The 23,797-nt window shown below is 65.6% G+C and carries 26 protein-coding genes; 10 read left to right on the top strand and 16 right to left on the bottom strand.

Going from position 1 to position 23,797, the window contains the following annotated elements; genetic code table 11:
• Positions 1-82: 82 nt before the first annotated feature.
• The gene (gene ppsA, locus DOM67_RS15340; protein ID WP_110677491.1) at positions 83-2,455 is read right to left on the bottom strand and encodes a phosphoenolpyruvate synthase; all 2,373 of its coding nucleotides are present in this window, start codon (positions 2,453-2,455) and stop codon (positions 83-85) included.
• Between the two features lie 252 nt (positions 2,456-2,707).
• Between ppsA and DOM67_RS15335 the strand changes: the two genes are divergently transcribed.
• Both DOM67_RS15335 and DOM67_RS15330 read left to right on the top strand, forming a co-directional pair.
• Entirely contained in the window at positions 2,708-3,541 is an 834-nt protein-coding gene (locus DOM67_RS15335; RefSeq protein ID WP_110677489.1) for a pyruvate, water dikinase regulatory protein, read from the top strand.
• Positions 3,542-3,908: 367 nt separating this feature from the next.
• The gene (locus DOM67_RS15330) at positions 3,909-4,298 is read left to right on the top strand and encodes a tautomerase family protein (RefSeq protein WP_110677487.1); all 390 of its coding nucleotides are present in this window, start codon (positions 3,909-3,911) and stop codon (positions 4,296-4,298) included.
• Positions 4,299-4,433: 135 nt separating this feature from the next.
• Here the strand turns inward: DOM67_RS15330 and DOM67_RS15325 are convergent, their stop codons facing one another.
• The 3 genes from DOM67_RS15325 to DOM67_RS15315 form a co-directional block, all read right to left on the bottom strand.
• Positions 4,434-5,006: a hypoxanthine-guanine phosphoribosyltransferase gene (locus tag DOM67_RS15325; protein ID WP_110677485.1), complete on the bottom strand. Its 573-nt coding sequence runs from the start codon at positions 5,004-5,006 to the stop codon at positions 4,434-4,436.
• 68 nt (positions 5,007-5,074) lie between these two features.
• Positions 5,075-6,091, bottom strand: coding sequence for a beta-N-acetylhexosaminidase (gene nagZ, locus DOM67_RS15320; protein WP_110677483.1), 1,017 nt, complete (start codon positions 6,089-6,091; stop codon positions 5,075-5,077).
• Between the two features lie 79 nt (positions 6,092-6,170).
• Positions 6,171-6,827 carry a TetR/AcrR family transcriptional regulator gene (locus DOM67_RS15315; RefSeq protein ID WP_110677481.1) on the bottom strand — a complete coding sequence of 219 codons (657 nt, stop codon included), beginning with the start codon at positions 6,825-6,827 and terminating at the stop codon, positions 6,171-6,173.
• A 282-nt stretch (positions 6,828-7,109) separates the two neighbouring features.
• Between DOM67_RS15315 and lexA the strand changes: the two genes are divergently transcribed.
• Together lexA and dinB are read left to right on the top strand one after the other, a co-directional pair.
• Positions 7,110-7,757, top strand: coding sequence for a transcriptional repressor LexA (gene lexA / locus DOM67_RS15310; RefSeq protein ID WP_110677479.1), 648 nt, complete (start codon positions 7,110-7,112; stop codon positions 7,755-7,757).
• Positions 7,758-7,769: 12 nt separating this feature from the next.
• Positions 7,770-8,831, top strand: coding sequence for a DNA polymerase IV (gene dinB, locus DOM67_RS15305; RefSeq protein WP_110677477.1), 1,062 nt, complete (start codon positions 7,770-7,772; stop codon positions 8,829-8,831).
• A gap of 37 nt (positions 8,832-8,868) precedes the next feature.
• Here the strand turns inward: dinB and purU are convergent, their stop codons facing one another.
• Positions 8,869-9,717 carry a formyltetrahydrofolate deformylase gene (gene purU, locus DOM67_RS15300; RefSeq protein WP_110677475.1) on the bottom strand — a complete coding sequence of 283 codons (849 nt, stop codon included), beginning with the start codon at positions 9,715-9,717 and terminating at the stop codon, positions 8,869-8,871.
• 313 nt (positions 9,718-10,030) lie between these two features.
• Here purU and DOM67_RS15295 point away from each other — a divergent pair, with 313 nt between their 5' ends.
• On the top strand, positions 10,031-11,632 hold the full coding sequence (locus DOM67_RS15295) for a ribonuclease J (protein WP_110677991.1): 1,602 nt from the start codon (positions 10,031-10,033) through the stop codon (positions 11,630-11,632).
• Positions 11,633-11,967: 335 nt separating this feature from the next.
• Here DOM67_RS15295 and DOM67_RS15290 read toward each other — a convergent pair whose 3' ends face one another.
• The 11 genes from DOM67_RS15290 to DOM67_RS15240 form a co-directional block, all read right to left on the bottom strand.
• Positions 11,968-12,258, bottom strand: coding sequence for an H-NS family nucleoid-associated regulatory protein (locus DOM67_RS15290; RefSeq protein ID WP_110677473.1), 291 nt, complete (start codon positions 12,256-12,258; stop codon positions 11,968-11,970).
• A 160-nt stretch (positions 12,259-12,418) separates the two neighbouring features.
• Positions 12,419-13,408, bottom strand: coding sequence for a GTP 3',8-cyclase MoaA (gene moaA / locus DOM67_RS15285; protein ID WP_110677470.1), 990 nt, complete (start codon positions 13,406-13,408; stop codon positions 12,419-12,421).
• Positions 13,405-13,866 carry a molybdopterin synthase catalytic subunit MoaE gene (gene moaE, locus DOM67_RS15280; protein WP_110677468.1) on the bottom strand — a complete coding sequence of 154 codons (462 nt, stop codon included), beginning with the start codon at positions 13,864-13,866 and terminating at the stop codon, positions 13,405-13,407. Before moaE ends, moaA begins: the two co-directional genes overlap by 4 nt.
• A 40-nt stretch (positions 13,867-13,906) precedes the next feature.
• On the bottom strand, positions 13,907-14,689 hold the full coding sequence (gene moaC / locus DOM67_RS15275) for a cyclic pyranopterin monophosphate synthase MoaC (protein WP_110677466.1): 783 nt from the start codon (positions 14,687-14,689) through the stop codon (positions 13,907-13,909).
• Positions 14,690-14,860: 171 nt separating this feature from the next.
• Positions 14,861-15,430, bottom strand: a complete 570-nt coding sequence (mobB, locus tag DOM67_RS15270; RefSeq protein ID WP_110677464.1) for a molybdopterin-guanine dinucleotide biosynthesis protein B — start codon at positions 15,428-15,430, stop codon at positions 14,861-14,863.
• Positions 15,427-16,032, bottom strand: coding sequence for a molybdenum cofactor guanylyltransferase MobA (gene mobA / locus DOM67_RS15265; RefSeq protein WP_110677462.1), 606 nt, complete (start codon positions 16,030-16,032; stop codon positions 15,427-15,429). The genes mobB and mobA overlap by 4 nt, the downstream gene beginning before the upstream one ends.
• Positions 16,029-16,658 (bottom strand): uracil phosphoribosyltransferase, encoded by a 630-nt coding sequence (upp, locus tag DOM67_RS15260; RefSeq protein WP_110677461.1) that lies wholly within the window; start codon positions 16,656-16,658, stop codon positions 16,029-16,031. Before upp ends, mobA begins: the two co-directional genes overlap by 4 nt.
• 128 nt (positions 16,659-16,786) lie before the next feature.
• On the bottom strand, positions 16,787-17,479 hold the full coding sequence (gene ung / locus DOM67_RS15255; RefSeq protein WP_110677460.1) for a uracil-DNA glycosylase: 693 nt from the start codon (positions 17,477-17,479) through the stop codon (positions 16,787-16,789).
• Between the two features lie 59 nt (positions 17,480-17,538).
• Positions 17,539-18,027: a xanthine phosphoribosyltransferase gene (gene gpt / locus DOM67_RS15250; protein ID WP_110677459.1), complete on the bottom strand. Its 489-nt coding sequence runs from the start codon at positions 18,025-18,027 to the stop codon at positions 17,539-17,541.
• A 55-nt stretch (positions 18,028-18,082) separates the two neighbouring features.
• Entirely contained in the window at positions 18,083-18,631 is a 549-nt protein-coding gene (locus DOM67_RS15245) for an adenine phosphoribosyltransferase (protein ID WP_110677454.1), read from the bottom strand.
• A 206-nt stretch (positions 18,632-18,837) separates the two neighbouring features.
• Entirely contained in the window at positions 18,838-19,446 is a 609-nt protein-coding gene (locus tag DOM67_RS15240) for a riboflavin synthase subunit alpha (protein ID WP_110677452.1), read from the bottom strand.
• A 304-nt stretch (positions 19,447-19,750) separates the two neighbouring features.
• Between DOM67_RS15240 and rutR the strand changes: the two genes are divergently transcribed.
• The 5 genes from rutR to DOM67_RS15215 all read left to right on the top strand — a co-directional run bounded on the left by rutR (position 19,751) and on the right by DOM67_RS15215 (position 23,774).
• Entirely contained in the window at positions 19,751-20,395 is a 645-nt protein-coding gene (gene rutR / locus DOM67_RS15235; RefSeq protein ID WP_110677450.1) for an HTH-type transcriptional regulator RutR, read from the top strand.
• Positions 20,396-20,545: 150 nt separating this feature from the next.
• The gene (locus DOM67_RS15230; protein WP_110677448.1) at positions 20,546-21,589 is read left to right on the top strand and encodes a methionine ABC transporter ATP-binding protein; all 1,044 of its coding nucleotides are present in this window, start codon (positions 20,546-20,548) and stop codon (positions 21,587-21,589) included.
• Positions 21,570-22,223, top strand: a complete 654-nt coding sequence (locus DOM67_RS15225; protein WP_110677446.1) for a methionine ABC transporter permease — start codon at positions 21,570-21,572, stop codon at positions 22,221-22,223. The genes DOM67_RS15230 and DOM67_RS15225 overlap by 20 nt, the downstream gene beginning before the upstream one ends.
• A gap of 168 nt (positions 22,224-22,391) precedes the next feature.
• Positions 22,392-23,192: a MetQ/NlpA family ABC transporter substrate-binding protein gene (locus tag DOM67_RS15220; protein WP_110677445.1), complete on the top strand. Its 801-nt coding sequence runs from the start codon at positions 22,392-22,394 to the stop codon at positions 23,190-23,192.
• 108 nt (positions 23,193-23,300) lie between these two features.
• On the top strand, positions 23,301-23,774 hold the full coding sequence (locus DOM67_RS15215; protein ID WP_110677444.1) for a GAF domain-containing protein: 474 nt from the start codon (positions 23,301-23,303) through the stop codon (positions 23,772-23,774).
• The last annotated feature ends 23 nt before the right edge of the window (positions 23,775-23,797 follow it).

Raw genomic sequence — 23,797 nt, 5'->3', positions numbered from 1 at the left:
ACGCCATGAACGCAAAAAGCCGGTGCGATCTCTCGCACCGGCCTGGATGACGCCACCTCGCGCAGCGAGGTTTGGCCGACAATCAGCCGAGGGTTTCGCCGGCCAGCATGAACCAGGTCTCAAGCACCGCGTCCGGGTTGAGCGAGACCGAGTCGATGCCCTGCTCCATCAGCCACTTGGCCAGTTCGGGATGATCCGAGGGGCCCTGGCCGCAGATGCCGACGTACTTGCCCTGGGCCTTGCACGCCTGGATCGCCATCGACAGCAGCTTCTTCACCGCCGGGTCACGCTCGTCGAAGAGATGCGCAATGATGCCGGAGTCGCGGTCGAGCCCCAGGGTGAGCTGGGTCAGGTCGTTGGAACCGATCGAGAAGCCGTCGAAGTACTCGAGGAACTCGTCCGCCAGCAGCGCATTGGCCGGCAGCTCGCACATCATGATCACTTTAAGATGATTCTCGCCGCGCTTGAGACCGTTGGCCTCGAGCAGCTCGACCACCCCCTTGGCTTCGGCCGGGGTGCGCACGAACGGTACCATGATCTCGACGTTGTCCAGGCCCATCTCGTCACGCACGCGCTTGAGCGCCTGGCACTCCAGCTCGAAACAGGGGCGGAAGTCGTCGGAGAGATAGCGCGAGGCGCCGCGGAAGCCGAGCATCGGGTTCTCTTCGCCCGGCTCGTAGAGCTTGCCGCCGATCAGGTTTTCGTACTCGTTGGACTTGAAGTCCGACAGCCGCACGATCACCCGCTTGGGATAGAACGACGCTGCCAGCGTCGAGATGCCCTCGACCAGACGATCGACGTAGAAGCTGACCGGATCGGCATAGCCGGCGGTGCGCAGGTCGATGGTCTGCTTGAGATCGCTGGAGAGCTTGTCGTAATCCATCAGCGCACGCGGGTGCACGCCGATCATGCGGTTGATGATGAACTCCAGCCGCGCCAGACCCACGCCCGCATTGGGCAGCCCGGCGAACGCGAAGGCGCGATCGGGGTTGCCCACGTTCATCATAATCTTGAACGGGATATCGGGCATGCTGTCGACGCTGGTGGCACGGCACTCGAACTCGAGCTTGCCGTTGTAGACGTGGCCCGTGTCGCCCTCGGCGCAGGAGACGGTGACCTCGAGCCCATCTGCGAGCAGCGCGGTGGCGTCACCGCAACCCACCACTGCGGGAATTCCCAGCTCGCGGGCAATGATCGCCGCGTGGCAGGTGCGTCCGCCACGGTTGGTGACGATCGCCGAGGCGCGCTTCATGATCGGTTCCCAGTCGGGATCGGTCATGTCGGTCACCAGTACGTCGCCGTTCTGTACCTTGTGCATCTCTTCGGGTGACGCCACCAGCCGGACCTTGCCCTGGCCGATGCGCTGGCCGATGGCGCGGCCGTCGACCAGCACGCGCCCCTTCTCCTTGAGAGTGAAGCGCTCAAGGGTGCCGGCATCCTGGTTGGAGACCACGGTCTCGGGCCGCGCCTGGACGATATAGAGCCTGCCGTCGTCGCCGTCCCGGGCCCACTCGATGTCCATCGGGCGGCCGTAGTGCTGCTCGATGGTCACGGCCTGGCGCGCCAGCGCCATCACATCGTCGTCGGAGAGACAGAAGCGCTGACGGTCGGCATGGGCGACATCGACCGTCTTGACCGAGCGGCCAGCGGCAGCGTCATCGGTATAGACCATCTTGATCCGCTTGGAGCCCAGGGTACGCCGCAGCACCGCCGGCCGACCGGCCGCCAGGGTCGGTTTGTGCACGTAGAATTCGTCGGGGTTGACCGCCCCCTGCACCACGGTCTCGCCCAGACCCCAGGCGCCGGTCACGAAGACCGCATCGCGGTAGCCGGACTCGGTGTCCAGCGTGAACATCACGCCGCTGGCTGCGGTCTCGGAGCGCACCATCTTCTGTACCCCGGCGGAGAGCGCCACGTTCTCGTGGGCGTAACCGCGGTGCACGCGATAGGAGATGGCACGGTCGTTGAACAGCGAGGCAAACACCTCGTGCACCGCGCGCTTGACGTTATCGAAGCCATCGATGTTGAGGAAGGTCTCCTGCTGACCGGCGAAGGAGGCATCGGGCAGATCCTCCGCGGTCGCCGAGGAGCGCACCGCCACCTTGAGCTGCGGGTAGCGCGCCTGCAGGGTCTGGTAGGCATCCGCCAGCGCCGACTCGAAGGCCGGCGGCAGCGGCGTGTCGATCACCCAGCCGCGAATCTTCTCGCCGACCTTGGCCAGCGTCTCGGTGTCGTCGACGTCCAGCGTGGCGAGCTCGGCATTGATGCGGTCGTTGAGCCCTTCGTGCTTGAGGAATTCGCGGTAGGCGTGTGCGGTGGTGGCAAAGCCGCCCGGCACGGTGACACCGGCATCGGCCAGGTTAGAAATCATCTCGCCGAGGGAGGCGTTCTTGCCGCCCACCCGCTCGACATCGCCCATACCCAACTGATCGAAAGTGATGATGAAGGGTTCCAAGATCCTCTCCTGCTCGTTTCGGCTGACGTTGTGGCACGTCCTCTGCGCCTCGATGGAGCCAGAAGCTAACAGCCGTTCCCGCGCTTAGCCAGCAGTTTAAGGGCGTAGGGTTTGGAGTATTTCTACAAGAATCCGGCCTTTTCCCCGGTTCTTGTAGTCAGCCGACGAATTCGCCCTGGAACCGACACAAGTGGTTGCCCGGACAGGAAATCCGGGTCGACAATGGGCCATCGACGCCGAGGACCGCCCACCATGACACGCACCGCCTTCTTCATCTCGGATGGCACCGGGATCACCGCCGAGACCCTGGGACGCAGCCTGCTCTCGCAGTTCGAGAACACCGACTTCCACCTGGTCACCAAGCCCTATATCGACACTCTGGACAAGGCGCGCTCGCTGGTCGGCATGATCGAGGCCACCGCCGAGCGCGACGGCGCGCGCCCGATCGTCATCGACACCATCGTCGACCAGTCGGTCCGTGCGATCGTCGCCGAGGCGCCAGCGTTCATGGTCGACATCTTCTCGACCTTCCTCGCGCCGCTGGAGGAGGAGCTGGCGACCCACTCCACCTACACCGTCGGCCGCGCCCACGCCATGGGGCGTGACGATGTCTACATGCACCGCATCGATGCGGTGAATTTCGCCCTCGACAACGATGACGGAGCGCGCACCCATCAGTACGAGGAGGCGGACATCATCCTGGTCGGCGTGTCACGCTGCGGCAAGACGCCCACCTCGCTCTATCTGGCGCTGCAGTTCGGCATCCGCGCTGCCAACTACCCGCTGACCGAGGACGATCTAGACGAGAACGGCATCCTCGCCCTGCCGGCATCGCTGGCCAAGCATCGCCACAAGCTGTTCGGGTTGACCATCGATGTCAGACGTCTGGCCGCGATCCGTACCGAACGCCGCCCCAACAGCCGCTACTGTTCAATGGATCAGTGCATGCAGGAGATCGAGCAGGCCGAAGCGCTCTACCGGCGCCAGAACATCCCGTTCATCGATACCACACGCTTCTCGATCGAAGAGATCTCCACGCGCATGATGAACGAGACGGGTCTGCAGCGACGCTTCAGCCCGCGCTAGAGAGTACGGCGACAGCGGTCTACGCTAGACAAAAGTGGCAGCAGTGGGCCGCGATGGGCAGAAGCGGCGGTAGCGGGCCGCCATGGACAGAGGCGGTAGCGGGCCGCCATGGACAGAGGCGGTAGCGGGCCGCCATGGACAGAGGCGGCCGCGGGCCGCAGCGCATGAGTTCGCTTCGAGCAGCGGTGCCTGACCGATCGACATGGGCGCGTTGGCCGTTGCCGATATCATTGACCGCCACCGGCCTTTAAAAATCCTCGACGAGCCCCATCTCATTAGCACGCAAACAGCCACTCCTTCTTGTTAACCCCACCCATACCGACCGGTATGTGGGAAAGCCATCAGGCGACTGTAAGAGGAACTCACCGTGCCGCTATTACGTTTTGATGTGATCAAAGGACGCGACGAAAAAGCGCTCAAGGCCTTGCTGGATACCGCCCATGAGGCAATGCTGGAAGCCTTCGAGGTGCCGGCAACCGACCGCTATCAGATCGTGCACCAGCACGAGCCCAATGAACTGGTCGTCGAGGACACTGGCCTCGGGTTCAGTCGAAGTGACAACCTGGTGATGATCAGCATCGTCAGCAAAGCCAGGACACAGCCCCAGAAAGAGCGGCTCTACGCCCTGCTTGCCGAACGCCTGGAATCCCAGTGCGGTATTTCACCCCAGGACCTCATGGTCTCCATTACCGAGAATGGAGATGCTGACTGGAGCTTTGGCATGGGTGAAGCGCAATTCCTGACCGGCAAACTCTAAGTCTCCCCCTCATCATATCCCTCGATACGCTCTTCGCCCCAGGCTTTACCAGCGCGACGCGCCTGGCAGGGGCGCCGAAGAGAAGTGACCAGGCAAACAGAGGCAGCGCTACGCACCACGCTGCCTCTGTGTCGTTTACAGGTCCTTGGGCGCGAAGATACCGGGGGCGTTGCGCCAGTACCCCTTGTAATCCATGCCGAAGCCGAACACGTAGCGATCGACCACTTCCAGGCCACAATAGGTCGCCTTGAGGTCCGGCGAGGCCTTGCGATCATGCTGCTTGTCGACCAGCACTGCGGTGGAGAGACTCGCCGCACCTGCCTGACGACAGTAGTCGAGAATCGCCGCCAGGGTAGCGCCCTCGTCGAGAATGTCGTCGACGATCACCACATGGCGCCCAGCCATGGGAATCTCCGGCGACACCCGCCAGAACAGCTCTCCACCGCGGATCCCGCCGCGATAGCGGGTAGCATGGAGATAGTCGACCTCGAGCGGGAAGCCGAGACGGGGCAGCAGATGCCCGGTGGTGATCAGGCCGCCATTCATCACGCAGTAGAACACCGGGAGCTTGTCACCAAGATCATGGGTGATCGCTGCAGCCATCTGGTCGAGAGCCTGCTCTACCTGGGCCTGGTCGATCAGACAGTCGGCGTTGTCCATGACCTCCTGCATCGAATTGAGCGCGTCGGGGAGCGTAGATTGGGTCATCGTATTCCGTATCAATAGCAGCGGGCGGCCACCGGCAGAGCCGGCGCCGCCTCTGGACAGAGGGCGGATCACTCCGCCTCGTTGAGGGCTTCCAGACGGGCATGGGTGCGCCGCCAGCGCGAGATCACCGCCAGCGACTCGAGGCTCGGCCTGGCGCGGGCGTAACGCAGCTTGGCGATCCGCGGCGCCTGGCGTCCGCTGCAGGCATCCACCACTTCCCGCGCTGCCGCGGGATCGTTGCAGATCACCGCCATGTCACAGCCGGCGGCCCAGGCCGCCTCGGCGCGTGCCGCCGGGGTACCGGCAGCGTGGGCGGCGGCCATGGTCAGGTCATCGGAGAAGATCGCCCCCTTGAACCCGAGCTCTTCGCGCAGCAACCCCAGCCAGCTGGGCGAGAAGCCCGCGGGGCGCTCGTCGAAGGCGGGAAAGATCACATGGGCCGGCATCACCGCATCGAGCTTGCCTGCCAGCCGCGCAAAAGGCACCAGATCGTGCGCGCGCAGCGCCTCCAGCGAGCGCGAATCCCGGGCCACGGCGTGGTGCGAATCCTGACGCGCCCCGCCATGCCCGGGAAAGTGCTTGCCGATGGCGACCATGCCAGCGTCATGCAGACCATCGATGAAGGCGCCGGCCAGCGCCGCGACCACCTCCGGGTCGGGGGAGAAACTGCGCGAGCCGATCGCCGGCGACTGGTCATCGTCGAGGTCGAGCACCGGGGCGAAGGTCAGGTCGAAACCGCACGCTGCCATCTCCATGCCCAGCAGCCAGCCGGTATCCAGCGCCAGGGCCAGAGCCGCCTCCGGCGCCTCGGCGAACTGTCGCCCCAGGGTCGCCATCGGCGGCAGCCGGGTCACGCCCTGCTTGAGCCGCTGCACGCGACCGCCCTCCTGGTCGACGGCGACCAGAATGTCCGGTCGGCAGGCGCGAATCTCGCCGATCAGCGCCTGGGTGGTCCCCGCATCCGGGGTATTGCGCGCAAACAGAATGACGCCCCCGACCTCGGGGCGCGACAGCAGCCGCCGCTCTTCCTCGCGCAGTCGAGTGCCCTCGACGTCCAGCATTACCGGACCCAGCGGTTGTGTCATAGCCGTTACCTGAAACCGTGAAGCGCCCGATTCTAGACGACCCGTCGGCGTCATGACAGAGGGCGCTGCCGCTACCGTGTCAGGTCGCTGCTGGCTCAGGCGACTCCAGCGGTGCCAGCATGCCCGCCGCCACCACCGGCTTGAGCCGCCGGATCAGATCGCGCACGGTGACATGCTCGTGGTACTCGTTGTCGGCGATATCGCGCAGCGCATCCAACCCAGAGAGCGTGAACACCACGGTTCCAAGCATGAAGTGGAGGCGCCAGAAGCGCTCCGCCTCCGGCAGCTCCGGCGTGGCCAGCCGCAAGCAGGCGACGAATCGGTGGAAGGTTTCGCCGTAGTGCGCCTGAATATAGCGCCGCAGATGCCCCTGGGCCTGGGTATAGGCCAGCCCAAGAAGCTTCATGAAGATCTTGAGACTGTGGCGCTCCGCCGGCACCTCGAGCACGCTTTCGGCGAGGCGTTCGAGCAGCACCTCGAGGGGAATGGTCTGCCCGCCATAGTGGCGTTCGAGCCCGTCGAGCGCGTGATTGAGACGCTCGGCGAAGGGGTCGAGGTAACGCGCGAAGACCGCCTGGATCAGTGCCTTCTTGGAGCCGAAATGGTAGTTGACCGCCGCCAGATTGACCTTGGCCCGGGTAGTGATGTTGCGCAGCGACGTTTCGGCGAACCCCTTCTCGGCGAACAGCACCTCGGCGGTGTCGAGAATGCGGGTCACGGTGTCGGATTGGGCCATGGACTACCTCTTTCCTGTCGACATCGGGGGCTGCTCGCTGACACCGAAGCTGCCGGCCGACGCCTGTCGAATCAGCTGAAAAACGCCTGTTTAAAACGCTTTTGAATCTAACCACTCCCGGCGCGGCGGCACAATCGCGGCAAACGTCGAAGGCACCCTGCCGCCCTCTTTTCCTTGCCCACCCTTTTCCCTTTGTCTACCCCTTTCCCTGCCCAGCAGGACTGGATACAATTCCAGACTGTATACATGACCAAGCCCTGACAGGCCCCGGGGAGACGCCCAATGTCGAGACCGCTCACCGCCCGGCAGCAGAACGTCTACGATTTCATCGTCAAGACGATGACCGAGTTCGGCTATCCACCCACCCGCGCCGAGATCGCCAAGGCGCTGGGATTCCGCTCCCCCAACGCCGCCGAGGAGCACCTGCGCGCGCTCGATCGCAAGGGCGTGATCCGCATGATTCCGGGGACCTCCCGCGGGATCCGCCTGCCCGCTGCGGCCGGCGCACCCGAGCCCGTCGAAGCCGTCGAGACGGGGCTGCCGATCGTGGGTAACGTCGCCGCCGGCAGCCCGATCCTCGCCGCCGAGCACATCGACCGCTACTGCCCGCTGCCGGCCGACTACTTCGCCCCCAGGGCCGACTACCTGCTGCGCGTACGCGGGCTGTCGATGAAGGACATCGGCATTCTCGATGGTGACCTGCTCGCCGTGCACCGTACCCAGGAGGTGCGCGACGGTCAGATCGTGGTCGCCCGACTCGACGACGAAGTCACGGTCAAGCGCTTCCAGCGGCACGGGCGCCGCGTCACCCTGCTGGCGGAGAACCCCGACTTCGCCCCCATCGAGGTCGACCTGGAGCATCAGCAGCTGGATATCGAGGGCCTCGGCGTCGGGATCATCCGCGGCGGCAATGGCCTGGGCCTGCAGTAGACGCCAACGGCCATGCGCAAGATCCTCCACGCGGACTGCGACTGCTTCTACGCCGCGGTGGAAATGCGCGACAACCCCGGGCTGCGCGACCTGCCGCTGGCGATCGGCGGCAGTGCCGACAAGCGCGGAGTCATCGCCACCTGCAACTACCCGGCCCGGCGCTATGGCATCCACTCGGCGATGCCCACCGCGCGCGCCCTGCGGCTATGCCCCGAGCTCAAGCTGCTGGCGCCGGACTTCGACCGCTACCGCCGCGTCTCGCATGACATCCAGGCGGTCTTCCACGAGCTGACCCCGCTGGTGGAACCGCTCTCCCTCGACGAAGCCTATCTCGACGTCAGTGAGGTCACCCGCTTCCAGGGCAGCGCGACCTGGATGGCGCACTGGCTCAAGCAGGAGGTGCTCGCGCGTACGGGCATCGTGGTCTCGGTGGGCGTGGCGCCCAACAAGTTTCTGGCCAAGATCGCCAGTGACTGGGACAAGCCGGATGGCCTGTTCGTGATTCCACCCACGCAGATGGCGAGCTTCATCGAGGGGCTGGCGGTCAACAAGCTGCACGGGGTCGGCCCCGCCACCGCGGCCAAGCTGGAGGGGCTGGGTATCGCTACCTGCGCCGAGCTGCGCGCACGGCCGCTGGAGCAGCTGATCGATGCCTTCGGCAAGTTCGGCCAGCGCCTGCACGAGCTGGCCCACGGCATCGATGACCGTCCGGTCAACGTCACCCGCGAACGCAAGTCGGTCAGCGTCGAGACCACCTACGACAGCGATCTGCCGGATCTCGCCCAGTGCCACCAGGCACTGGCACCGCTGATCGCCCGGCTCGACGAGCGCCTGGCCCGCCACGGCAACCCCGATATCGGCAAGCAGTTCGTCAAGGTGCGCTTCCACGACTTCACCAGCACCACCCAGGAGACCGGCGCCCGGGGCGTGATCCATGCACGCTTCCACGAACTGCTGGAGAGCGCCTGGCAGCGCGGCGGCCGCCCGGTGCGTCTGCTCGGGGTCGGCGTGCGCCTGGCCCCGGAGGCCGAGCAGCGCCAGCTCAGCCTGTTCGACGGCGAGCAGCCGACCTGACGCCGCAGGCGAGAGGCCGACCACACCGGGGCAGAACTCAGGAGAAGACGACGGTCTTGTTGCCGTGGATCAGCACGCGGTCCTGCAGATGCCAGCGCAGGCCACGTGCGAGCACCGCCTTCTCCACGTCGCGCCCCAGCCGGACCAGGTCCTGGGGCGTATGGCAGTGCGACACCCGCTGAATGTCCTGCTCGATGATCGGCCCCGCGTCCAGCTCCTGGGTGACGTAGTGGCAGGTCGCACCGATCAGCTTGACCCCACGCTCGAACGCCTGGTGATAGGGCTTGGCACCGGCGAAGGAGGGCAAAAAGCTGTGGTGGATATTGATGATGCGACCGGCATAGCGCTCGCACAGCGCCGGCGGAAGGATCTGCATGTAGCGCGCCAGCACCACACTGTCGGCGTCAGCCGCAGCGATCAGCCGTTCGACCTCGGCGAATGCCGGCGCCTTGTCGGCGGGGTCGACGCTCACCCGATGGAAGGTGATGCCGTGCCACTCGACGAGCGCGCGCAGATCGTCGTGGTTGGAGATCACGCAGGGGATATCGCAATCGAGCTCCCCCGCCGACCAGCGGTAGAGCAGGTCGACCAGGCAGTGCGACTCGCGCGATACCATCAGCACCACCCGCTGACGCCGGCTGGCATCGCTGAGTCGCCAATCCATCGCGAACTCGCGGGCGATGCTCTCGAACTCGGCACGGAAGGCCGCGGCGCCGAGCGCCTCCGACTGAATGTCGTAGCGCATGAAAAAACGCCCGTTATCCAGATCGGAATGCTGGTTGGCCTCGATGATGGAACCACCCTGGGCGGCGATGAAGCCCGAGACCCGGGACACGATCCCGACCCGATCGGGGCAGGAGACGATCAAACGATAATTGTGCGGCATAACTCACGCTGACAGGGTCGAAGAAACGAAAAGTCGCCGCGCAACGACGGGCGCGACGACGCAACCTGCCTCGGCAGCGGCGGGACAATGCCCGCCGCGATCGGGGCTGCGGCATTGTACCCGATTCGCCGTGGCTGCGGCGCTCGCCTCGCCGGGCTCAGATCCCGGTTTGAGCGGGTCGAGAACGATGCCTTATAGTGAGTCGAGACTTTTCCCGTTAAGGAAGCCGATGTTTCGTCCGCGCGTGCACATTCGCCCCCGTACCTATCCGCCTCTGCTGTTTCATCCGTTGGGCGGTTGCGGTGAAATCGGCATGAACCTTTCGCTCTATGGCTACGACGATCACTGGATCGCGGTCGACTGCGGCATGATGATCCGCCAGGATCTACCCGACTCACCGCTGCAGATTCCCGACGTGGCCCATCTGGCCGCGGAGGGCATGATCCCCGAGGCGGTCTTCATCACCCATGGCCATGAAGACCATATCGGCGCCCTGGCCTGGATCTGGCCCCACTGGGGCTGTCCGGTCTATGCCACGCCGCTGGCGATCGAGATGCTGCGCGCCAAGTTCCTGGAACGCGGTCTGCGCACCGATGCGCTGTGCCCGGTGACGCCCGCCAGCAGCGTCGAACAGACGCCCTTCACGGTCAGCTTCGTGGCGGTCACCCACTCCATTCCCGAGAGCTGCGCGCTGGCGATCGAGACGCCGGGGGCACGCGTGCTGCACACCGGCGACTGGAAGCTCGATCCGGCCCCGCTGATCGGTCCGCCGATCGACTCGCGCCCCTTCGAGCGCCTGGCGCCGGTGGACCTGGTGGTGGCCGACTCGACCAATGCCGACGTCGAGGGCCACTCGCGCAGCGAGTCGGAAGCCGGCGCCGCCCTCGAGGCGGTGATCCGCGAGTGCCGAGGACGGGTCGCGGTCAGTTGCTTTGCCAGCAACCTCGCGCGCATCCAGTCGCTGGGGCAGATCGCCGCGCGCTGTGGGCGTCGCGTGGCACTGCTGGGACGCTCGATGGAGCGCATGGTCGCCATCGCCCAGCAGCTCGGCTATCTCGAGGACTTTCCGCCCCCGGTACCAACCTACGATCTCGGCTATCTGCCGCCCGAAGAAATCCTGATCATCGCCACCGGCAGCCAGGGGGAGCCGCGCTCGGCGCTGTCGCGACTCGCCCAGGGGCGCCACCCGCTGCTGGACCTGGAAGCGGGCGATCACGTCATCTTCTCGGCGCGCGCCATCCCCGGCAACGAGCGCCCTATCGAACGCCTCAAGAACGGCTTCAAACGCCTCGACGTTCACATCCACGACGAGCACTCCGACCCGGCACTGCACGCCTCCGGGCATCCCGCACGAGCCGAGCTGCGCCAGCTCTACGGCTGGCTCAAGCCACGACTGCTGCTGCCGGTGCACGGTGAGCTGACCCATCAGGAAGCCCACCGCGAGCTTGCCGAAACGCTCGGCATCGTAGTGCCCGAGCGGGTCGTGAACGGCGACCTGCTGGCGCTGGAGAACGGCACACTCAGCCCGCGCCGCCATTTCCATCTGCAGCCGACGCTGCTTTCGCCACGCACCCGCGCCGGCCGCCCCGGCGCAGCCACCACCCCTCGCCGCGCCGCCAGCTCGCTGTCGATCGCACTCACGCTGCTGCCGACCGAAACCGGCTGGACGCGTATCGGCAGACTGCTGTGGGATAGCGAGAGCGCGCTCGATCTGGACGAGGAGGCCTTGGCAGACTGGCTCGACCAGCGCATCGACGCCACCCCGGCGGAGTCCCTGCTGCAGTTGCGTCAGCAGCTGTTCGCGCCGCTCAACGAGTGGCTGCAGGCACACCTGGCCAAGTTGCCGGAGCTGCATCTACAGCTGATGCCCGCCGACCCGCAGCCAGAACATGAAGTGCGCTCGGCCTCCGGCTGAGCGCTGACCCCGTTTGCGCGCCCCCACCGTCGCGCCGAGGCGAAACGCAGCCATGAAAAAACGCGCCGAGCAAAGCTCGGCGCGTTTCGAATTGACGGCAGTGACGGCTCAAAAGCCGATGACTCCCGCACATAACCGTTCAACGTCGTGATGTCGGCTGGCGAGGTTCCGCCGGGCTCGACGCCGTAGTGTGTTTCAGGAATCGCGGCACCGCTTACCGCTTACCGCACCCTGACGACATCAATCCCAAAGAATTTGCGACTCACCACCACCAACAGCTATCAGACGCTATCCCGCACCCGCCAACATCAACTCCCATCTACCCATCCCAGCACTCAGACTTTGCTGGCATTCTTGGGCGGACGTCCCCGGCGCTTGCGCGGCTGTTCGCCCACCAGGTCGTCCATCGACAGCCCGGCATCGTTCATCGCTTCACGAATCTCGGCGAGCTTGCGCTGCTTGTCGGCCTCTTCTTGCTGACGCTGGTGATCTTCATGCTGTTTCTGCTCGATCACCTCATTGATCACTTCGGACAACTTGTGCAGTTGCTCCATGCTCAGCTGACGAGCAGCAGCGCGCGCCACGTTTTTATTGCGCGCGATACGTTCCAAAGATTCCGTGGACATCGTCCCTCCTTACCATGCGCATTGCCGGCTTTGCGCCGAATCATTTCCAGAAAGTATATTCCCGAGGCATAGTTTGGCAAGGATTTAAATCAAAAAAAGGCCGGCACAAAGTGCAGACCTTTTAATAATCGCTGAAGCCTTTGCCGGGTAGCGAAGTCGATTAGCCTCCCGTCATATTCATGAACCTGACGACCTGTACATCCCCATCGGTAGTGAAGTGATGGCGCTCCGGCTTGAGCGCCATGGCCGCCACGATCTGCGCTTTCAACGGCTCGAGTTCACCGGGATAGCGGCGCAGCGTGTGACGCAAATCGACCGAGTGCTCGTTACCCAGACAGAGCAGCAGGCGCCCTTCCACGGTGACCCGAACACGGTTACAGGTGCTGCAGAAGTTATGGCTGTGGGGGGAGATGAAACCGATTCGGCTATCGCTGTCATGCATCCGAAAATAGCGCGAAGGCCCCAGCGAAGACTCGGCGGAGGGGAGCAGCGCATGCCGGGTTTCGATCCGCGCCTGAACATCGTCGCTGGAATAAAAGGTCTCGCCGCGAGAGTGATCGGAGACATCCCCCAGCGGCATTTCTTCGATAAAGCTGATGTCCAACCCTTCCGTCCTGGCGAAGTCGACCAGATCGAGAACTTCGTCGTCGTTACGCCCCTTGAGAATCACCGCATTGAGCTTGATACGCTCGAAGCCCGCATCCTGGGCGGCGTGAATACCGTCGATCACCTTGGCCAGATCACCGGTACGGGTAAGCCGACGGAAGCGCCCCGGATCGAGAGAATCGAGACTGATATTGAGTCGCGACAAGCCGCCGCGCTTGAGCGCGACCGCGTGCTTGCCCAGACTGGCACCGTTGGTGGTCATGGCCAGTTCGCGCAGGCCAGGCAGCCCGCCGATGCGTTCGACCAGACCGTCGATACCCTGGCGCACCAAGGGCTCGCCGCCGGTCAGGCGAATCTTCTCCACGCCCAGTTCGGTGAAGGCCCGCGCCACCTGCTCGAGCTCCTCGAGGGTGAGCACCTGAGCCCGTGGCAGAAAGGTCATCTCCTCGCTCATGCAGTAGACGCAGCGGAAATCGCAGCGATCGGTGACCGAGATGCGCACGTAGCGCACCCGGCGCGAGAAGTCGTCGATCAGTGCTGTCATGCTCGCTCCCAACGACCGGCATCGTCATGGTCGCTCTGTCGTTCAGAAACCCAGTAGTCCCCACTGGCCGTATGCTCTTTCTTCCAGAACGGCGCCCGCGTCTTCAGCCGATCCATGATGAAATCACAGGCCTCGAAGGCCGCCCGCCGATGCGCACTGGTCACCATCACCAGCACGATGGGATCTCCCGGTGCCAGCCGACCGACCCGATGGATCACGCCGACCCCGGTGAGCGGCCAGCGCGCCCCGGCATCACGAGCGATGGCCGCGAGCGCCTGCTCGGTCATGCCGGGGAAGTGCTCAAGGGTCAGCGCCTGGACGTCGGGACGCTCGTTGACATCGCGGACCAGGCCGGTGAAGCTCACCAGCGCGCCGATATCGCGGCGCCCGGCGGTCAGGCGCTGCTGCATGGCGGCGGCATCGAATGCCGCCTGCTGCACGCGAATGTCGATCTGCATATCTTGCTCCCCGGGCTGCTTTCCATCATGGCGCATGTCGCTAGCCGCCGGTCACGGGTGGAAAGAAGGCAACCTCATCCCCTGGCGCCACCGGCGTCGTATCCGAGGCCATGACCTGGTTGCAGGCCGCCAGTACCCGGCCTTCCCCGAGCAGGGCGTAGCGCGGATCGGCCGTCATCAGCGCACGCTTGACCCCGGCGATATCGGCCACCGCCAGCTGCGCCGGATCGAGTTCGGTCCCGGCTTCCCCCAGGCGCTCGCGCAGCTCGGCGAGAAAGCGCACCGCCACGATCGGCGTCTCGCCGAGGGATGCCCCCTCGTCAAGGACCGCCGGCGCCGTGTCCGCTGTCGCCTGGCGTGAGAAATCTCCCGAGCGTCCGCCACGCTTCTCCTCGAGCTGCACGCCGTCGATGATCATCGCTTTATCCACCGCCTTGCACATGTCGTAGAGCGTCAGACATGCCACCGATACCGCAGTGAGCGCCTCCATCTCCACTCCGGTGCGGCCATTGAGGCGGCAGAACGCTTCGACCCAGACGCAGTTCTGCGCGCTGTCGAGCTCGAAGTCGAGCGTCACCTTCGATAGCGCCAGAGCATGGCACAGCGGAATCAGCTCGTGGGTACGCTTGGCCGCCTGGATGCCAGCGATACGTGCCGTGGCCAGCACGTCGCCCTTGGGCAGGCCGCCCTCGGCCAGCAGCGCCAGCGTGGCCGGCTGCATGCGGATGCGTCCCCGCGCCCGCGCCTCCCGCCGGCTCTCCGGCTTGTCGGCCACATCGACCATGTGGGCCTCGCCGCGCGCGTTGAGATGCGTCAAGGTCATGACAGGATTCGCCTCGCTTTCAAAGTCTTACGCCAAACCCTCAGCATAGTTAATTTTCCGGCGCTACGCCCGCTCGCCAGTTACCCCGAAGCGGGCCGCGGTCCAGACGCGAGCGACTCGACCCGGACACGCGCGCCGCGGGCCAGGCACAGGCAGGCCCGGCGATGCATCTCACACCGCGGTGCGGCGCTCGGCCCAGGCCAGAATCCAGGCCAGGATGGCCGTGGGGTCGTCGAGGTCGAGCAGCGTCACCCCCGGTGCCACGCGCTCACGCGCCGCGGCGATGGCGCTGGCCGGCTTGAGCGCCACCGCCTCGACCCAGGGATCGTCGATGGCCAGCAGCGGCTCGTCACGCTCGCCACGATAGAGCTCGAGCTTGGGCAGCGGCCACTGCTTGAACCCTTCGACCAGAATCAGCGCCGGACGCAGTGCGGACACCTGCCTCACCAGCGCAGGCAGGTCCGGCTCGTCGCGTCCCGGGGTCTCCATCATCAGCGCAAAGCGCCTGCCGGAGGCCACCAGCATGGGCGCGGCGCCGGCCTGGCGCAGGCGATGACTATCCTTGCCCGGCTGGTCGATATCGAAGGCGTGATGGGCGTGCTTGATCACGGCCGCCGGCCAGCCGTGCTCGGCCAGCCGAGGCAGCAGCGCCTCGAGCAGCGTGGTCTTGCCGGTACCGCTCCACGCCACTAAACCGAGCAGCGGAATCCCACCGGCGCATGCGGCCAGCGATTCACTCATTTCTCACCCTCATCCCCCCAGGGGGCGCGTTCGGCGCGCTCGCGCTCCTGCGGCGTGTTGAGATTGGCAAAGCTTACGTGGCTGTCGGCGAAGTCGACCTGGCACCAGCGGTGACGCTGGTAGAAGTCGAGTACCCGCCCGGCGCCGCTCTCCAGCCAACCCGCCATATCTTCTTCGAGCGAGGTACGCATCAGCGCCGTCAACGGTTGCAGCCGCTCGCCGTCATGCACCACGACGATATCGGCTTGCCCCGCCGCCTGTGCCAGCCGCCGGCAGAGATCGGGCGGCAGCCAGGGCGTATCCACCGGAGCCAGCAGCAGCCAGGGCGTGGAGGCGACACGCATGGCAGCCAGCGCGCCGGCCAGCGGGCCGGGAAAATCGGGCTCGCTATCCACGACCACCGGTACGCCATAGCCACGATAGCGCGGCAGATGGCGATTGGCGCTGATCACCAGCGCCCCGACCTGGGGACGCAGGCGCGTCAGCACATGCTCGATCAACGGGCGCCGGGCCAGCTCCACCCAGCCCTTGTCCTCGCCGCCCATGCGCTGACCGCGCCCACCGGCCAGCACCACACCGGTGATCTCGGCAGCCGCGATCACCGGGTGCCGAAGATCTTGTCGCCGGCGTCACCCAGCCCGGGCACGATATAGCCGTGCTCGTCGAGCTTCTGGTCGACCGCCGCGGTGTAGATCTCGACCTCGGGGTGCGCCTGCTGCACCCGTTCGATGCCCTCCGGGGCCGCCACCAGCACGATCACCTTGATCTGCTGACAGCCGCGCGCCTTGAGCATGTCCAGCGTCGCCACCATGGAGCCGCCGGTGGCCAGCATGGGATCGATGACGATCGCCAGGCGCTCGTCGAGGGCACTGACGAACTTCTCGAAATAGGGCACCGGCTCCAGGGTCTCCTCGTTGCGATAGAGGCCGACCACGCTGATACGCGCGCTGGGAATGAGGTCGGTGACGCCGTCGAGCATGCCCAGCCCGGCGCGCAGAATGGGTACGATGGTGACCTTCTTGCCCTTGATCTGCTCCACCGCGATCGGCTCGCCGCTCCAGCCCTCGATGGTCGCCGGCTCCAGCTCCAGGTTCTGGGTCGCTTCGTAGGTCAGCAGCTTGGCCACTTCGCAGGCCAGCTCGCGAAAACTCTTGGTGCTGATATCGGCAGCCCGCATCAGTCCGAGCTTATGTTGAACCAGCGGATGGGCGATGGGATGAACACTCATGAATAGGCGCCTTCGTCAGCATTGAAAAACACGCCCATTGTACGCGACAAGCGCGCCCCACGGCGACGCGAACTCATCCCGCCGGCGTGCGCCTCAGCCGCCGGGCCGCGCGTGGGTGGCAGCGTCACTCACTCGGGTGTCGCCGGCAACTGCCAGTCGATGGGATCGCGCCCGCGGGCGGAGAGGAAGGCGTTGGCCTGGGAGAAGTGGCGCTGGCCGAAGAAACCGCGATGGGCGGAGAGCGGCGACGGGTGGACCGAATGCAGCACCAGATGGCGCTGGCGATCGACGAAGCTGGCCTTCTTCTGGGCGTAGCTGCCCCAGAGCAGAAAGACCACGCCATCGCACTGCTCGTTGACCACCTGGATGGCGCGGTCGGTGAAGCGCTCCCAACCGCGGTTGCGGTGCGAACCGGCGTTGCCCTGCTCCACTGTGAGCACGCTGTTGAGCAGCAGCACACCCTGGCGCGCCCAGTGCTCGAGGAAGCCATGAGAGACTGCCTCGGTACCGACGTCCTGGGCCAGCTCCTTGTAGATGTTCTGCAGCGAAGGCGGCGTGGGCACCCCCGGGCGCACCGAGAAGCACAGTCCGTGGGCCTGGTTGGGGCCGTGATAAGGGTCCTGGCCCAGGATCACCACCTTGACCTGCGACAGCGGGGTCAGCTCGAAAGCCCGGAACCAGTGCGAGGAGTGCGGATAGATCACCTTGTGCGCGGCCTTCTCGGCCGCCAGGAAGGCGCGCAGCTGATGCATGTAGTCGGCGTCGAACTCCGCCCCCAGCTGAGCATTCCAGCTGTCGGGCAGCGGCGTTTTCGCAGGCATGCCGGAGTCTCCCTAGGGGTGGATGGTGGGGGCGGTGCTGTGGTTCGCGGGCGCCGCGCTCACGGCTTGGGCGGGCGCACCTGATCGACCAGCGGCTCGACGTAGGCGTGGCCCAGATCCCAGGGGAACTGGATCCAGCAGTCCTGGGCCACCTCGGTGAGATACTGATCGACAAGCGGCCGCCCTTCCGGCTTGGCGTAGACCGTGACGAAGTGGGCCTTGGGCAGCATCTCACGCACCGCCCGCGCGGTCTTGCCGGTGTCGACCAGATCGTCCACCAGCAGCCAGCCGTCCCCGTCGTGCTCGACCCCTTTCATCACGTCGAGCTCGCCCTGGGACTGCTCGTCATAGCTCTTGATGCACACCGTATCGATCAGGCGCACGTTGAGTTCACGCGCGATCAGGGCGGCGGGGATGAGACCACCGCGGGTGATCGCGACGATCCCTTTGAAGTCACGCTCGACCAGATGGTGGCAGAGCGTGCGCACGTCCCGGTGGAGTTGATCCCAGGAGATCGTGAATAGCTGATGATAACGATTGGCGCTCATGCTCTTTGTCCCACCCGATGATGGCACCGCCGCCGGTGATCGGCGGCGGCGTGAATCACTCGTCTTCGTTGAAACTGCACACGGAGAAGACGCTGTAGCCCGCCTCGCGAATCTTGGCCGACCCACCCAGCTCCGGCAGATCGAGAATCGAAGCCAGCTCGACGATATGCCCACCGCTGCGGGCGATCAGCGAGGCCGCGGCCAGCATGGTGCCGCCGGTGGCGATCAGATCGTCGATGATCACGATACGGTCGTGCTCGCGGAAGGCATCCGAATGCAGCTCGACGGTGGACTCACCGTACTCCAGCGTGTAGGTCTCGCTGATCGTCTTGAACGGCAGTTTGCCCTTCTTGCGCACCGGCACGAAGCTGCAGCCCAGTTCGTAGGCCAGCGGCGCCCCGACGATGAAACCACGCGCATCGATCGCGGCAATGGCATCGACCTCGAGCTCCTGATAGCGGTGCACGAAACTGTCGATCAGCTTGCGGAAGGCGGCGCTGTTCTGCAGAAGCGGCGTGATGTCACGGAAGTTCACACCGGGCTGGGGCCAGTCCGGCACGGTACGGATGACCGACTTGATATAGTCGCCGTAGATACTGCTCATCTAAAGAAACTCCATTGGCCGGAATCGGCGCATCCTGGTGCGGGTCCCCGGGCCGCTGACTCGCGGGTACCGCCCCTCTGGTACTGACATTCTGGCACTGGCCACAGCACACGCCAGAAGACGAGGCACAAAGGCGCTTATGTTACCCAAGCCGCCGCGTCGACGCGACCCATGTGCCACCACCACCGGCGTGCTGGACGCAGGCACTAGCCCCGGGCGGCCAGCACGCGCTCCACCGTCTCGACGATCGCCTGGGTCTGCGGGTCGATCTCGATGTTGACCTGATCGCCGGGCAGGCGTTCGCCGATGGTGGTCCGCGCCAGCGTCTCCGGGATCAGATTGACGCAGAATCGCTCGCCGCGCACCTCGCCGATGGTCAGACTGATGCCGTCGATACCGATATAGCCCTTGTCGAACACGAAGCGCTCGAGCCCCGCGGGCAGCGCGAACCACAGCCGCCGATTGTTGGGCGCTTCGTCGATCTCGGTCAGCCGCGCCATGCCCATGATGTGCCCGGACATGGCATGGCCGCCGATCTCGTCGCCGAAGCGCGCGGCGCGCTCCAGGTTGACCCGATCACCGACCTTGAGCGCGCCGAGATTGGTCAAGCGCAGGGTCTCACGCATCAGATCGAAGCTGACGTGTTCGCCATCGATCGCGGTGACCGACAGACAGCAGCCGTTGTGGGCCACCGATGCGCCCAGCGCCAGCCCTTCGCGCATCGCCGGTGACATTGCCACCACGTGCGTGTGCAACTGCTCGCGTGGTTCGATGGCGACCACGCTGCCCATATCCTGGACGATCCCGGTGAACATCGCAGCGATCTCCTTTTCACAGTTGAAGCCCGCGGTCGAGCCAGCAGTCGAGAGTATATCGAGTGGAAAACCCCAGCCCGACGCCCCGTTTGCCGGACGCGGCCAGAGCGCGCGTAGGGTAGCACGCGAGCGCGCGCGCGACATTGACGCCCATCGCGGAGCCCGCCTACTATGACCGCCCCGTGACATGCTCCATCCCGAGAGGTGGCCAGCAGCGGTGATACGGCTCGTCACGGCGCCACGACATCTGCCCCCACGGGCCGCCTCTGTAACGAACGATAGCCATGAGTCAGCGTTGCAGCCCATGACCAGCTCCTCCCGCCCGGCCACAGCGCGGGCCCGCGCCAGCGAAGCACGACGCCAGACGATTCTCGACGCGGCGCTGTCGCTGTTCTCGCAGTTCGGCCTGCATGGCGCCAGCCTCGACGCCATCGCCGAACTCGCCGGCGTCTCCAAGACCAATCTGCTCTACCACTACGCCAGCAAGGAGACACTCTATCTGGCGGTGTTCGAGCGCATTCTGCAGAGCTGGCTGGTGCCGATGGACCTGATCTGCGCCACCACACCGCCCGAGACCGCCATCCGCCGCTATATCGAGCTCAAGCTCGAGCTCGCGCGGGATCAGCCGCAGGCCTCGCGCCTCTACTGCCTGGAGGTGATCCAGGGCGCACCGCTGCTGGGCAAGGTGCTGGCCGACCAGCGCCGCATGATGGCCGAAAAGTCGCGTGCGGTGCAGCACTGGATCGACAGCGGCCAGCTCTCCCCGGTCGATCCCTACCACCTCATCTATCTGCTGTGGAGCACCACCCAGCACTACGCCGATTTCGCGGTGCAGATCCAGGCCATCTCCGGTCAGGATCTCTCCGATCCGGACTTCTTCGCTGCCAGCGTCGACAACGTCCAGCGCATCGTGCTCGGCGGATTGCTGCCGCGGGCAGGGGATGCGTGAGCCGTCATCGTCGGGCAGCCCGCCGCTGTCGCCCTGCCCTGGCCTGATCAGTATACTAGCGCGCTCGTCGACGCCGGGGCGGCCCCTTGGGCCACGCCCCACGGCGTCTTACGCCTCTATATGCACGCCCCCAGGGTAGCGATACGTTTCATGATCACACTTGAACGGGTTTCCAAGACCTACGGCAGCGGCGGCCGCGCGGTGCAGGCGCTGGAGGATATCGACCTGACGGTGCCCAAGGGCACCATCCACGGTGTCATCGGTCTCTCGGGCGCCGGCAAATCGACGCTGATCCGCTGCGTCAACCTGCTCGAGCGCCCCAGCGCCGGGCGCGTCTTCGTCGACGGCCAGGAGCTGACCGCACTCGATGCCGCCCAGCTGCGCCAGGCGCGCCACCAGTGCGGGATGATCTTCCAGCATTTCAACCTGCTGACCAACCGCAGCGTCTACGACAACGTGGCGCTGCCGCTGGAACTGATGCGCGAGTCGCGCAAGGCGATCCGCGAGCGGGTCATGCCGCTGCTCGAGCTCACCGGACTGGCCGACAAGGCGCGCCAGTACCCCGCCGAGCTCTCCGGCGGACAGAAGCAGCGCGTGGCGATCGCCCGTGCCCTGGCCAGCCGGCCCAAGGTGCTGCTGTGCGACGAGGCGACCTCGGCCCTCGACCCGCAGACCACCACGTCGATCCTTTCACTGCTGCAGGAGATCAACCAGCAGCTGGGGCTGACGATCCTGCTGATCACCCATGAGATGGAGGTGGTCAAGAGCATCTGCCACCGGGTCGGCCTGATCTCCGACGGCCGCCTGGTCGAGGAGGCCGACGTGGGGGACTTCTTCACCGCGCCGGCGACCCGCCTGGGACGCGAGTTCCTCAACGACTTCCTCGAACTCGAACCGCCCCAGGCGCTGGTCGAGCGACTGGAAGCCGAGGCAGGCCCGCACACCCACCCGGTAGTGCGCCTGACCTTCTCCGGCGACAGCGTCTCGACCCCGCTGATCTCGCGGCTGGCCCGCGAGCACGGCATCGATGTCAGCATCCTGCAGGCCAAGGTGGAGTCGATCCAGGGCCGCACCCTGGGGCTGATGATCGCCGAACTGATGGGCGGCGCCGAGCAGACACGCCAGGCGCTCGCCACGCTCGAATCCTTCGACCTGCATGTGGAGGTGCTCGGTCATGTCCAGCGCACTGATTGATCTCGTCTGGCAATCCACCCTGGAGACGCTCTACATGGTGGCGGTCTCCGGCCTGATCGCCGCCCTGCTGGGCGTACCGCTGGGGGTGCTGCTCTACGTCACCCGGCCGCGCCAGATCCTGGCCCAGCCGGTGATCAACACCCTGCTCGGGGTGATCACCAACATCGGCCGTTCGATCCCGTTCATCATTCTGCTGGTGGCAATCATCCCCTTCACGCGGATGATCGTGGGCAGCTCGATCGGCACCAACGCCGCCGCGGTACCGCTGACCATTGCCGCTATCCCGTTCGTCGCCCGCCTGGTGGAGGGCGCGCTCAACGAGGTTTCACCAGGGCTGGTCGAGGCGGCGCAGTCGATGGGCGCCACGCCGCTGCAGATCATCCTCAAGGTACTGCTGCCGGAAGCCCGCGGCGGTATCATCAATGGCCTCACCATCACCGTGGTCGCGCTGGTGAGCTACTCCGCCATGGCCGGCGCGGTGGGCGGTGGCGGCCTCGGTGATCTCGGCATCCGCTACGGCTACAACCGCTTCAATCCCACCGTGATGCTGATCACCGTGGTGGTGCTGGTAGTGATGGTGCAGCTGTTCCAGAGCCTGGGCGACTATCTGGTGCGCAAGAGCGACCACAAGTGACCCCAGGAGAGCGAGTCGCCCCGGCACACCGGGGCGATGACGTTCACCACCAGCCCTCATAACCAGAATGCATTACCAAGAGCACGGTTATTCCGTTATATTGTTTTGGTAACGTGCGGCCGGGCTGCCGGCCGCCATTCGCTTCATCGATCAGGGAGAGTTTCGTCAATGCCGATTTCACTCACGCGCGCACTCGGCGCCACCGTTCTCGGCCTGGGGCTGATCACCGGTACCGCTCACGCGGCTGACGACACCATCAAGGTGGGCACCATGGCCGGCCCGGAGAGCGATGTCATGCAGACCGCCAAGCAGGTGGCCAAGGAGAAGTACGGTCTCGACGTCGAGATCATCGAGTTCACCGACTACGTCACGCCCAATGCGGCGCTGGCCGACGGCAGCCTCGATGCCAACGCCTACCAGCACGAGCCCTACCTGCGCGCGATGATGAAGGATCGCGGCTACGACTTCGCCATCGCCGGCAAGACCTTCGTCTACCCGATCGGCGCCTACTCGGCCAAGTACGACAGCATCGACGACCTGCCCGACGGTGCCACCATCGCCCTGCCCAACGACCCCACCAACGAAGGGCGAGCGCTGATCCTGATGCACAACAAGGGGCTGATCAAACTCGACGATCCGAGCAATCTCGAGGCCACCCCGATCGATATCGTCGACAACCCCCACGACTACTCGTTCAAGGAGATCGAGGCCGCGCAGATGCCGCGCGTGCTGCCGGACGTCGACATGGCCTTCATCAACTCGACTTTCACCCAGCCGGCCGGCCTGACGCTGGACGACGCGCTGATCAAGGAGGGGGCAGAGTCGCCCTACGTCAACCTGATCGTGGTGCGTGACGGCCACCAGAACGACAAGACGGTGCAGGAGCTGGTCAAGGCCTACCAGTCCGACGCGGTCGAGCAGAAAGCCGAAGCGATGTTCAAGGGCGGTGCCGTTCCCGGTTGGAAATGACCCCCGCGAACGCCATCTGAGAACCAGCGCCCCGGCGCTGGTTCTTTCGTTGCGGCGCCGCCTCAGGCCCGCCCACGCCTTCACTCACACCCAGGAGCGCCTGTTTGCATGTCCGCTCGAACCGATACCGACTACGCCAGCCTGGCACGCCAGCTACACGCCCTGCTCGATACCCGCGACTGGCTCACCAATGCCGCCCAGACCAGCGCCTTCCTGATGCAGGCGCTCGACGCGCTCAACTGGGTTGGCTTCTACCTGCAGCGCCAGCCGGAAACCCTGGTGCTGGGACCGTTCCAGGGCCAACCGGCGTGCAACCCGATCCCCTTCAGCCGCGGGGTGTGCGGTGCCGCGGCGCGTTCGCACACCACCCAGCGCGTCGATGACGTCCACGCCGTGCCGGACCATATCGCCTGCGACGCCGCCTCCCGCTCGGAGCTGGTGGTGCCGATCGTCGTCGCGGGCCGACTGTGGGGCGTACTCGACATCGACAGCCCCCAGGCGGCACGCTTCAGCGCCGCGGATCAGGCCGGTATCGAAAGTCTGTGTCGGATCTTCGTCGAGGCGAGCGATCTGGAAGAGTGAGCGCCGGGACGCCAGCGCTCGCG

Origin of the sequence: Salinicola sp. RZ23 (assembly GCF_003206675.1) — a bacterium.
Classification (GTDB): domain Bacteria; phylum Pseudomonadota; class Gammaproteobacteria; order Pseudomonadales; family Halomonadaceae; genus Salinicola; species Salinicola endophyticus.
This window is presented reverse-complemented; position numbering and strand designations above follow the sequence as displayed.